The following is a 12,554-nucleotide window of genomic DNA, read 5'->3' as shown; positions in this document are numbered from 1 at the left end:
TGAGGAAATTACTAGCGGTGTTGCCGATAATAGTGTTGGCTAGAGTATTTCCGGTGCCGTTAATCAGTGCGCTGCCTGTTAAAGTCAGGTTTTCAACTTGTACAGGTAAGGTGTAGGTGATGCCAGATTCCACTAAATCGGTTCCTTGACCGGCAAGTTCAGTGACGAGATCTCCTGCATTATCCACAACGAAAATATCGTTACCCAATCCGCCTCTAAGTTGGTCGAGTCCGAGTCCTCCGTCTAAACGATCGTTATCATCGCCACCATCTAGGGTGTCGTTGCTGGCCAATCCATTGATGGTGTCGTTGCCGGCCAATCCATTGAGCGTATCTGGATTGGGAGTTCCGGTTAAGTTATCAGGGCCAGGAGTGCCTATCCCTGTATCGGCTGCAATATTAAGTTGAACCGAACCTGTAGCACTCTGATAACCATCGACAGCTATTTGATATGTTGTCCCGGCTGTAGCATTCAGGTTAATCAGGCTATTGTTACCCTCTCCATCATCATCATCGAAGTCAATCAGAGTGAGGTTATCAACCGCAGAACCAGTGTAGACGGACAAGTAAGTATCGAAATTACTGGTGTTGGTGTCAATAGTAAAGGTTCCGGTACTGGGTGCTGTCCAAGACCACCACGCCGAGTTAGTTGTGCCACTTTGGCCAAGTTCACCTACTTCTCCGGTGGCTCGAATATTTGAGCCTGTAGCGCTGGCTGTTTCACCTGTCAAAGCAATTGAGTTGGCAAAATTGTCATTGACTGGAGGAGTATCGGCAATATTAAGTTGAATCTCACCTAAGTTGGTGTTATAACCATCGACAGCTATTTGATATGTTGTCCCGGCTGTAGCATTCAGGTTAATCAGGCTATTGTTACCCTCTCCATCATCATCATCGGAGTCAATCAGAGTGAGGTTATCAACCGCAGAACCAGTGAAAACCGACAAGAAAGTATCGAAATTACTGGTGTTGGTGTCAATAGCAAAGGGCCCGCTACTGGGTGCAGTCCAAGACCACCACGCCGAGTTAGTTACCGGACTTTGGCTAGGTTCACCTACTTCTCCGGTGGCTCCAATATTTGAGCCTGTACCGTTGGCTGTTAAACCTGTCAAAGCAATTCGGTTGGCAAAATTGTCATTGGCTGGAGGGGGAGCGCCAATATTAAGTTGAATCGAACCGGTATTACTGTTAAAACCATCGACAGCTATTTGATAGGTTGTCCCGGCTATAGCATTCAGGTTAATCAGGCTACTCGTACCCTCTCCATCATCATCATCGGAGTCAATCAGAGTGAGGTTATCAACCGCAGAACCAGTGAAAACCGACAAGTAAGTATCGAAATTACTGTTGTTAGTGTCAATAGTAAAGGTTCCGGTACCGGGTGCAGTCCAAGACCACCACTCCGAGTTAATTACCGGACTTTGGGTAGGTTCACCTACTTCTCCGGTGGATCCAATATTTGACCCTGTTGTACTCACAGGTGCGCCACTGAGCAAAATTCGGTTAGCAAAGTTATCAGCCATAGTCTTTTTACCTTTTTTTCTAGGTAGTTACTTTTATCTTGTCTCGCCTGTACTAATAATGCACGAGAATGCAACTGAATGAGCAAAACTTTACACAGTCTTTAAACTCGCTTCACTTTGTGCCGCTATGTATGTATCAGACAGCGCCGAATTTTTTTTGCCTTTTGTAATGAAACTTTACACAGAGGGTTTAATAGCGAGTAGGAAATGGCACCGTTAGACATTTATTTTTTTCCTGTGAAAATGTTGTCTGTACCCAATTTCCATACCTGCGGGATAAAAGACGTACTTGTTTATACTCAGTAATTTAGTATAAGTGAGTATAAAATTGTCTAATACAGAAAAATCATATCAGTTTTTAGAAGCCCACGCATCAGTAATCTCTCCGAACAGTTTAATTCAATTGCATTAATAAGTAAGTATATTTATGTATAATCCAGAAAAACGGGGAAGAAGCGATCGCACATCCCCTTTTTTCTGGATCGTGCAGCCGTTGGAGACTTCGATACAAAGCAGAGAGACACAGGCTTTCAGGCTTAAATCGATGTGAAGCTCTTCTTTCAAACTTCAATCATTCGAGTTTCACACCCGTTTCCTGCGGGAAAAGCCCTACAATAAATTAAAAAATCTCCCCAACAATCATTCCCGCCAATATGACAAACCCCACCCAAACATTTTGGCGAAAGATTTGGCCGTAAACAAGCTTAGGAATATCCGCCTTCCGCAGTTGACTGTACTGCAAAAACCACAGAACCGCCGCCGCACTAATTGCCATCCAAAAACCAATGTGCAAGTGCAGATTAATCCCCATTGCTGCTAACAAAGCGACTGTACCAACAAAGAAAAAACCCACAGCATTAGCAGCATTATCCCCGAAAAATATCGCGCTGGAATTCACCCCCAAACGCAAATCATCTTCCCGATCGCTCATCGCATAAACTGTATCAAATCCTAATGTCCACAGCACGACTGCACCCCACAGCAGCCAAGTCGCTAATTCTAGTTTCCCAACGGCAGCGCTCCAACTAATTAAAACTGCAAAACCCCAGGCAATTGATAACACTAATTGCGGCACTGGAAAAAATCTTTTTGCTAGGGGATAGCAGATAATTACTGGTACGGCGGCCACACACAGCCAGAAACTTAAAGGATTGAGATAAAAAGCGAGAATCGCCGCGCAAGCAAAGGAAATTAATGCAACTCCTATTCCAGTTTGCACGGTGAGGGCGCGGGATGCTAGGGGGCGCGATCGAGTTCTTTCTACTTCGGGATCGATATCGCGATCCCACAAGTCGTTGATGACGCATCCAGCCGCACTCGTGGCTAGGGTTCCCAACACAATCACGCCCACCAATGCTGCAGGCGGCCTCCCATCGGCTGCTAAAAAGACGGCCCAGAGGGCTGGAATCATTAAAATGAGCCTTCCTGCTGGTTTGTCCCATCTCAAAAGCCTCACGACGGTTAGCAATGTGGATTCGGGTTGGCGATCGGGCTCTGTAAGCATTTCGATTGTAGATTTGATATTTTTAACTCTAGATTTTATCAAATTTTAGGCACAATCACTTACTATCTCTGCTGGCGAGCATACTTCTATCGGAATTTAAAACAGGTGAAAGTCTTGCCCAGTCAGCACTTCCAGATTTTAGCTAATTTAATAGAATCCCTAACTGGATTCGTGAAATAATCATAAATATCTGTCAACCCCGATACTCCAATGGTTAATTCACTTGCTTCTGCGGAGTCAAATCGCATTATTGCTGCTATTGATATGGGTACTAACTCGTTTCACATGGTGGTGGCGCGCATCGATCCGAAATTGCCCGCGTTTACGATTATTGCTAGAGAAAAAGATACGGTTCGGTTGGGCGATTGTGAGGTTAAGACAGGGTGCTTGAAGTCCGAGGTGATGGAAAGGGCGATCGCCACTCTGCGCCGCTTTCAAGATATTGCTAAAACTTTCAATGCCGAACAAATTATCGCTGTGGCTACGAGTGCAGTTCGGGAAGCTCCTAACGGGCGGGATTTTCTCAAACAAGTTGCTGAAGAATTAGACCTGAATGTTAGTTTAATTTCCGGTCAGGAAGAAGCGCGGAGAATTTATCTCGGCGTTCTTTCGGGTATGGAGTTTAACAATCAGTCGCAGGTGATTATTGATATTGGGGGCGGTTCTACGGAGTTGATTTTAGGAGACAGTTCTGAGCCTCGCTGTCTCACCAGTACAAAAATTGGTGCTGTTCGCTTAACAGGACAATTTGTCAAAACTGACCCGATTAGCAGGGAGGAGTTTGCTTATTTGCAAGCTTATATTCGGATTTCGCTGGAAAGACCGATCGACGAATTGCGCTCTCACTTCAATGCTGGCGAACCTTTGCGCTTGATTGGCACTGCTGGAACCATCGAAACTCTGGCTGCAATTAACGCTCGCGAAAAGTTTGGAACTGTGCCGAATCCCCTAGCCGGATATCAGTTAAGTTTAAAAGATTTACGCGATTTAGTCAATCGTTTTCGCAAACTTTCTTACTCGGAAAGGCTGGCAATTCCGGGAATGTCCGATAAGCGGGCGGAAATTATTCTGGCAGGATCTTTGATTTTGCAAGAAGCGATGACACTATTAGGAATTGAATCGCTGACTGTTTGCGATCGCTCTTTACGAGAAGGCGTAATTGTTGACTGGATGCTGGCGCACGGTTTAATTGAAAACCGCTTGCGCTATCAAGGTTCAATCCGCCAGCGCAGCATTCTGCACATGGCTGACAAATATCAAGTCAATTTAGAACAAAGCGAAAGAACCGCAGCATTTGCGCTCAATTTCTTCGACCAAACTCAAGGAACTCTACACAACTGGGGAACCGAAGAACGCGAGTTGCTGTGGGCTGCCGCGATTCTGCACAACTGCGGTTTGTACGTCAGTCATTCAGCGCACCACAAGCATTCTTACTATTTAATTCGCAATGGTGAGTTATTGGGCTACACTGAAACAGAGATTGAAGTAATTGCCAATTTGGCTCGATATCACCGGAAGAATCCTCCTAAAAAGAAGCACGAAAATTTTAGTGTTCTCCCAAAAACTTACCGAGAATTAGTCAGTAAATTGCATCCGTTTCTGCGGTTAGCTGTGGCTTTAGATAGGCGGCCAATAGGCGCAATTTATGATTTTAAATGCCAACACCGCCCGGAAGTTAGAGAGTTTCACTTGCGACTACAACCGCTCAATCCCGAAGACGATTGCGCTCTAGAACTGTGGAGTTTGGATTATAAAAAGCCGTGTTTTGAATATGAGTACAATCTCAAATTAGTGGCAACTTTGGAACCGACTCTGATTCCGGTTTAAATACAAAGCCGAGCCTGGAAACGAGAGACTGTAGGCTGCGAAGTACGCACCCTACAGTTTCAACTTAACCCCAAGTCTAGTACCAATATTGTGTTTGACTCCATACTCCTCGCGATCGCCCTAGCCTGCCTTCTGAAGGCAGGGTAGATTAATTTTAGAGAGGATAAATCAAGGCGATTATGACTATTGGCTGACGCTATACGAAAGATTTAAGTAGTGTCTCATATCATGTCCGGTCGAGCGAGATCGATTTTTGTAGGGGCTCCCCTCACCAACAATACCTGCCAATAATTGACATCTCAAAAACCCGCCCCCACCGGGATATTATGGTTAATCGATCGGACAGGATATTAGCGATCCTTCTGATACAACTGGATTCCATATTATCTACAAACCAGGTAGCCCAATTACTGTAAAATCCTGTTGAGTGATGAGATTAACTGACACGCCGTTGAGGCTAGCTAAGATTTGATCTGTGTTGGCAATTTTGATAAAAGTTGTAGTGTTTTCTTCAACTATGCTGAGTCGATCGACCGTTAACCCTCCCGTCAAAATTAATAAATCTTCACCTTGCGTAAAATCAGCGATTACATCGCGGCCTTCTCCCGCAGTCAAGAAAAAGTAATCGCGCCCGCTTCCCCCTTGCAGCGTATCGTTTCCGAAGTCTCCCCTCAACCAGTCGTCGCCAATTCCCCCAATCAAAGTATCATCACCCTCACCCGCGTACAGAGTATCGCTACCGTCACCGCCGCACAATCGATCGGCATCTTGATTACCAAAAATTAAATCATTGCCGCTGCCGCCGCACAAATAATCTTTTTGACTGCTAGCATCCGTCGCGATATTGTCAATATCTCCTAAAATCGTATCCTCGCCCTCGCCGCCGCAGATGGTGTCATTTCCCAACTCTCCAAACAGCAAATCCTTGCCCGAATCGCCGCAAATTATATCGTTATTTTTGCCGCCGTGTAAGGTATCATTGTCCTTGCCGCCGCTTAGAGTATCTTCGCTTTCTTGCCCGTACAAAACGTCGTTGCCGTTATTGCCAAAAAGCAAATCTTTTCCGGTCAAGCCACCGTCAGACGCATCAGAAGTGCCGCCAAATAAACTGTCATTACCTTCATCGGCAAGCAAGGTATCGCTGCCTTTGTCGCCCCAAACTACGTCATTATCTTTGCCTGCGATCGCCACATCTGGATCTTTACCCGCATAAATAATGTCATTCCCAGCGTGGCCGACGAGATAGTCGTTATTTTCGTTGCCAAATATGGTGTCGCTGTCTGCATCCGCGCCAACAGTAACTGGGCTAGCAAGGCCACCGTAAATATTGTCGTTGCCTGGAAAGCCAATTACCAAGTCGCTGCCGTTAAAACCGTTGATGCTGTCATTAATATGGCTGCCGATTAGGGAATCGCTGCTGTCTGTAGCGTTGAGGATATTTTCAGGGATATTGGGGTCGGGAATGGAAGTGCGATCGGGTAAAGTGATTCGATCGCACATACAGTCTTCCGAAGCCACAGGAATTAGCGCAGGTGTGGGGGTTTCGGTTGGTGGAGATGTGGTTGGGGTGATCGAATTCTGATTGGCGATCGGCGTTTCCCCAGGTTTAGCCGTCGGAATTGGAGTTTCCGCAGATATCGGAATTGGTGTCGGAATTGGTGTCGGAGTTTCCCCAGGCGTCGGAGTTTCCGCAGGAATTGGCGTCGGTGTCGGAATTGGTGTCGGAATTGGAGTTTCCGCAGGAATTGGCGTCGGAATTGGTATCGCAGTTTCCGCAGGCGTCGGAGTTTCTGCAGGCGTCGGAGTTTCTGCAGGCGTCGGAGTCGGTGTGGGAATTGGAGTTTCCGCAGGCGTCGGCGTCGGAATTGGCGTCGGTGTGGGAATTGGAGTTTCCGCAGGCGTCGGAGTCGGAATTGGCGTCGGAGTTTCCGCAGGCGTCGGAGTCGGAATTGGCGTCGGAGTTTCCGCAGGTGTCGGAGTTTCCGCAGGTGTCGGAGTCGGAATTGGCGTCGGTGTGGGAATTGGAGTTTCCGCAGGCGTCGGAGTCGGAGTTTCCGCAGGCGTCGGAGTCGGAATTGGAGTTTCCGCAGGCGTCGGCGTCGGAGTCGGAGTTGGAGTTTCCGCAGGTGTCGGAGTCGGAGTTTCCGCAGGTGTCGGAGTCGGAGTCGGAATTGGCGTCGGTGTGGGAATTGGAGTTTCCGCAGGCGTCGGAGTCGGCGTCGGAGTTGGAGTTTCTGCAGGCGTCGGAGTCGGTGTGGGAATTGGAGTTTCCGCAGGCGTCGGAGTCGGAATTGGCGTCGGTGTCGGAGTTGGAGTTTCCGCAGGCGTCGGAGTCGGTGTGGGAATTGGAGTTTCCGCAGGCGTCGGAGTCGGAATTGGCGTCGGTGTGGGAATTGGAGTTTCCGCAGGCGTCGGAGTCGGCGTCGGAGTTGGAGTTTCCGCAGGAATTGGCGTCGGCGTCGGAGTTGGCGTCGGAATTGGAGTTTCCGCAGGAATTGGCGTCGGAGTTGGCGTCGGAGTTGGAGTTTCCGCAGGTGTCGGAGTCGGCGTCGGAGTTGGAGTTTCCGCAGGAATTGGCGTCGGCGTCGGAGTTGGAGTTTCTGCAGGTGTCGGAGTCGGCGTCGGAGTTGGAGTTTCCGCAGGAATTGGCGTCGGAATTGGCGTCGGTGTCGGAGTTGGAGTTTCCGCAGGAGTTGGAGTCGGTGTCGGAGTTGGAGTTTCCGCAGGCGTCGGAGTCGGTGTCGGAGTTGGAGTTTCCGCAGGCGTCGGAGTCGGAATTGGCGTCGGAGTTTCCGCAGGTGTCGGAGTTTCCGCAGGTGTCGGAGTCGGAATTGGCGTCGGTGTGGGAATTGGAGTTTCCGCAGGCGTCGGAGTCGGAATTGGAGTTTCCGTAGGCGTCGGAGTCGGAGTTTCCGCAGGCGTCGGAGTCGGAATTGGAGTTTCCGCAGGCGTCGGAGTCGGAATTGGCGTCGGAGTTTCCGCAGGTGTCGGAGTTTCCGCAGGTGTCGGAGTCGGAATTGGCGTCGGTGTGGGAATTGGAGTTTCCGCAGGAATTGGTGTCGGAATTGGCGTCGGAGTTTCCGCAGGTGTCGGAGTCGGCGTCGGAGTTGGAGTTTCCGCAGGAATTGGCGTCGGCGTCGGAGTTGGTGTCGGAGTTGGAGTTTCCGCAGGTGTCGGAGTTGGTGTCGGAGTTGGAGTTTCCGCAGGTGTCGGAGTCGGTGTCGGAGTTGGAGTTTCCGCAGGTGTCGGAGTTGGCGTCGGAGTTGGAGTTTCCGCAGGTGTCGGAGTCGGCGTCGGAATTGGAGTTTCCGCAGGAATTGGCGTCGGCGTCGGAGTTGGAGTTTCCGCAGGAATTGGCGTCGGAGTTGGCGTCGGAATTGGAGTTTCCGCAGGAATTGGCGTCGGCGTCGGAGTTGGCGTCGGAATTGGAGTTTCCGCAGGAATTGGCGTCGGAGTCGGTGTCGGAGTTGGAGTTTCCGCAGGAGTTGGAGTCGGTGTCGGAGTTGGAGTTTCCGCAGGCGTCGGAGTCGGTGTCGGAGTTGGAGTTTCCGCAGGCGTCGGAGTCGGTGTCGGAATTGGAGTTTCCGCAGGAGTTGGAGTCGGTGTCGGAATTGGAGTTTCCGCAGGCGTCGGAGTTGGTGTCGGAGTTGGAGTTTCCGCAGGTGTCGGAGTCGGTGTCGGAGTTGGAGTTTCCGCAGGTGTCGGAGTCGGTGTCGGAGTTGGAGTTTCCGCAGGTGTCGGAGTCGGAGTAGTATCTACAATAGTCAAAACAGCACTAGAAATGGCTCCTAAATCTGCTTTGTTAGTGGGATTATTCAGAGTTAAATTAACAGTTTCATCCTGTTCTATTTCGGAATTATCAATAATTGCAATCGTGAAAGTTTGAGTAGTTTCGCCACTGCCAAAATTTAATGTTCCCGATTTCTGGTTATAGTCACTACCAGCATTAGCAGTGCCATTACTTGTACTGTAACTGACAGCAGCAGCCACATTAGCATCAGTGCGAGTAACGGTAATTGTGGCAAATTGACCGTTTTCATTAACGCTGTAGTTGGCCTTGCTGAAATTAAATGTGCCTGGATTGGTGAGGTTGATAATGAACGATTGGTCGTCAGAAGTATCGAGCCCTTCGTTATCTCTACCGCCATTATCTCTCAGGTTTAGAGTGATATTAGCACTGCCGATCGCCCCCGGCACCGGTGTAAAGGTTAGCGTCCCCGCTGAGTCGATCGCAGGTTGTACACTAAACAAAGCAGCATTATCATTCCCTACCACTTGAAAAGCCACTGTTTGTCCTGATTCGTTAGGGCCTGGAGAAATCTCAGTCGCCCATCCGGGGATGGTTTGTGGCCCCGAATTGCTGCTGAGAGTGCGATCGACCCCTTTGACAAACGAAGGTTGATCGTTGACTGGATTAACTGCGATCGAACTTGTTAAACTATTAGTGCTAAACGGCGTTGTTCCCCCGGTAACAGAAGCATTGACGCCAGCAGTACCGTTACCCACTCCGTTACTTCCATCCCACGCCCGAAAAGTAATTGTTGGTTCGCTTCCAGGGGTACTGTAATAGTTTGGGTTGGGTACAAAGCGGACTCTCGCAGGCGTTTGCAGGGAAACCCGCGTCAGGTTGATGTTAGCTTGCGCCGAGTTAGTGCCGTCACCGAGGAATATAAAATTAGGAGTTTCGTAAGGATCTATCGGGTCGCTAAATCCTGAATAATCGCGCAGCGGGCCGGTTAGTATGATCTCGCTGCCATCGGAAAGAAAGTATTTGTCACCTTGAACTCTGAGAGTGTAGTTAGTAGCAATATTGGTGTTATAACCAACATTCTCGGCTGCAAGAAATAAGCCGTTGGTTTGTCCGCCTGGGTTGGGAGTAATGCCGTCGCCTTGTGCGAAGATATTGCCAGAGTTTTCAGATAGCTGCTGGAAACCGATTTCAATGGCTTTGCGATCGCTAGTAACGGCAACAATGCTAAAACCCGCCCAATTTTGATTAGTGCGGGATTCCGAGATAATTTGAAGATTAAAAGACAAGCTAAAGCCGGTACTGCGATCGAGCGGGGGAAATGACGGATTTAAAGGATTTTTTGTATAGCCAGCATAAATTCTATTGTCCGCAGTGCTGTTTAAATTAACTCCATTACCGCTAAAAAATTCTGAAGCTGTAGCGGTAGGAGAAGCAAAATTTGAGTTAGTCAAAGACAGCCTATTTTGAGAACTGGGAGTGTTACCAAGTAAGCCATTATAAAGAGGAGTCGGGCCGAGCACTGTTGCTGAAGTTTCCGACACTGTGCCGAAATTTGTCCAAGTATTGCCATCTGTTGAAAATTGCCAGTTACCGTTACTATTGTCTGCAGCGGTGACTGCAACACCCAAAGGATCGCCATTAGCCTCACCGCCTAACTCGCTAGTGAGGTTAAAAATACTAAAGCCTGTGTTAGCGGCGCTGGGTATATCTTCATTTATTGCGATCGGCGGATTAAGATTAGGAGTTGCCAAAGTCGGAGCAATGTTAACCGGTCGGTTGCGGAGGCTGTTAATATAAATAGTGTTAATTCCGCCGTTGGGCAAACCCAAGGAGCCGGGACTATCTATAGTATAACTAGCAGTTTTGTTGATGCCGCCAATAGCGCTGGAAAACTCAACATTACCCCCGTTGGGTGGTGCTGGAATTTGCACCTTAGCTGCACTGCCAAAGGCTCCGTGTGTTCCCGATGTCCTCCAGGCGAGGGAATCAACAGAAGTAATTCCCGCACTGCTAGTATCTACCCAAACAATATCTGATGCTGCAAAATCCCCACCAAAAGCGTTAGTTCCGACTAAGACATTATTGAGATAAGTACCGCCAGCAGCGTTATTTATCAGCAATTGAATGTTCCAATCAGCATCATTTCCGCCGGCAACGGGGTTGTAGGTAATATCATCAGTAGGAATGACACCTGAACCGCCGATCGCAATTATGGTTCCTGCCTTGAATACAGGAGCAATCCTCGCCATGTTCCTGAACTGATAAGCAGAATTTTTCTGTGCTGTTGCACCAATTGAATCCCCCACAAAATAGCTCTGAAGCTGAGTTGCACTTACATCTTCCGTCAACAGCAGTTCCACATACTCATTCCCCAGGAATTGCCCGTTCCGCCGGAATTCGTTAATAATTATCTGTCCCATCTAGATGCACCTAAATTTGAGATGATTATGTATTAGCTGCCAACTACTATCAATTTTTTTACATTTAATTTTTATTTACGTAAATACACTGTCAGTAGTTTCTCCGTACAGTGGCTTCTTTAAGTCATTTTTATTACTAAAATAATACCGGGAGTGCTGAGCATTGTCAAGCAAAAGCTTGGATTATTGTCGATCGCACTCCCGGACGCAAAAAGTGATTTGATACACTACTCATAGCGGCAAGCTACGCGCTGTGCACCCTACATAATTAACTAAGGTGCGGAGTACGCACCTTAGTTAATTAAGTTGTGCTTACCCGAAGATGGTAAAATCATTCAGACCGATCGCACTAGCTTGCACTCCATTCAAAGCAGCCAACAGTTGACCGTTCTCACCAATCCTGATGAAAGCTGCATTAGCGCTTTGGGTAATACTAAGTTGACCAAAAGTTAGACCGCCCCCTAACACCAGCAAATCTTCACCTTTTGTGAAATCAGTAATTATATCGCTGCCTTCACCTGCTCTTAAAACAAAGCGATCGCGCCCAATGCCACCGCTGAGAATATCATTGCCCAAACCGCCAATCAAACAATCGTCGCCTTTACCGCCATAGAGAGTATCGTTACCCTCCTCGCCGCATAGCTTGTCACTACCGCCGTTGCCAAACATCAAATCATTGCCAGCACCACCGCACAGGGAATCTGGTTGACCGTTAAGAGCGATCGCACTATCTCCGAGAATAGTATCGTCCCCATCGTCGCCACAAATGCTATCACTGCCGCGATCGCCCAACAGTAAATCGTTGCCAGTACCCCCCACCACAATGTCATTGCCCTTGCCGCCATAAACACTATCATTGCCCTCTTCGCCACTTAGAGTATCCGCAGCATCTCCCCCATTCAAGAAGTCGTTGCCCGCACCGCCAAACAGCAAATCGCGTCCAGTCGAGTCAAGGCTAGACGGGTCAAAACTGCCTCCAAACAAGCTGTCGTTACCTTGAGCTCCAACGAGAGTGTCATTGCCTTTGTCGCCCCAAATCAAGTCATCGCCTTTGCCGCCGATCGCCACATCATCGCCCTTACCCCCGAAAATGCGATCGTCGTCGCCGGCGCCGTTGAGGTAATCATTGCCATTGCCGCCAAACAGCAAGTCTTTGTCTGCATTCGGGCCAAGGGGGATATTGCTGGGCAGTCCCCCGTAAATATTGTCGTTGCCTTTTTCGCCCAGCAGAACGTCGTCGCCGTTGAAACCGCTGATAACGTCGTTGAGATTGCTGCCGATGAGGAAGTCGTCGCCGTCAGTGCCATTGAAAGTGCGATCGACTGAATTCGGGCCCGGAATCGAACCAATCGCGGGTAGGGTAATCTGTTCGCAAATGCAATCGCGATCATCTGTAGTTCCCGCGGGAGTTGGATTTCCTGTGGGAGTCGGAGTTTCCGTGGGAGTTTCCTTTGGAGTTTCCGTGGGAGTTTCCTTTGGAGTTTCCGTGGGAGTTTCCTTTGGAGTTTCCGTGGGAGTTTCCTTTGGAGT

Annotated in this window: 5 protein-coding genes; 1 reads left to right on the top strand and 4 read right to left on the bottom strand. The window is 48.7% G+C overall.

What is annotated here, in order from left to right:
- Together QUB06_RS32005 and QUB06_RS32000 are read right to left on the bottom strand one after the other, a co-directional pair.
- Positions 1-1,522: pre-peptidase C-terminal domain-containing protein (locus QUB06_RS32005; RefSeq protein ID WP_333438707.1), on the bottom strand; the 1,522-nt coding region annotated here is incomplete at its 3' end.
- 619 nt (positions 1,523-2,141) lie between these two features.
- Positions 2,142-3,026, bottom strand: coding sequence for a 4-hydroxybenzoate solanesyltransferase (locus QUB06_RS32000; RefSeq protein ID WP_333438706.1), 885 nt, complete (start codon positions 3,024-3,026; stop codon positions 2,142-2,144).
- Between the two features lie 210 nt (positions 3,027-3,236).
- On the opposite strand from QUB06_RS32000, the gene QUB06_RS31995 reads away from it, so the two are divergent.
- Positions 3,237-4,853, top strand: coding sequence for a Ppx/GppA phosphatase family protein (locus QUB06_RS31995; RefSeq protein ID WP_333438705.1), 1,617 nt, complete (start codon positions 3,237-3,239; stop codon positions 4,851-4,853).
- 387 nt (positions 4,854-5,240) lie between these two features.
- On the opposite strand, the gene QUB06_RS31990 is transcribed toward QUB06_RS31995, so the two are convergent.
- The gene (locus QUB06_RS31990; RefSeq protein ID WP_333438704.1) at positions 5,241-11,024 is read right to left on the bottom strand and encodes a choice-of-anchor Y domain-containing protein; all 5,784 of its coding nucleotides are present in this window, start codon (positions 11,022-11,024) and stop codon (positions 5,241-5,243) included.
- A 312-nt stretch (positions 11,025-11,336) separates the two neighbouring features.
- The coding region (locus tag QUB06_RS31985) for a calcium-binding protein (RefSeq protein ID WP_333438703.1) at positions 11,337-12,554 on the bottom strand (1,218 nt) is incomplete at its 5' end.

The organism is Microcoleus sp. D2_18a_D3 (assembly GCF_036702455.1).
In the GTDB taxonomy this organism is placed as follows: Bacteria; Cyanobacteriota; Cyanobacteriia; order Cyanobacteriales; family Microcoleaceae; genus Microcoleus.
This window is presented reverse-complemented; position numbering and strand designations above follow the sequence as displayed.

Coding starts and splice junctions, on each gene's coding strand:
- QUB06_RS32000 (WP_333438706.1), bottom strand. CDS start 3,026: ATGCTTACAGAGCCCGATCGCCAACCCGAATCCACATTGCTAACCGTC.
- QUB06_RS31995 (WP_333438705.1), top strand. CDS start 3,237: ATGGTTAATTCACTTGCTTCTGCGGAGTCAAATCGCATTATTGCTGCT.
- QUB06_RS31990 (WP_333438704.1), bottom strand. CDS start 11,024: ATGGGACAGATAATTATTAACGAATTCCGGCGGAACGGGCAATTCCTG.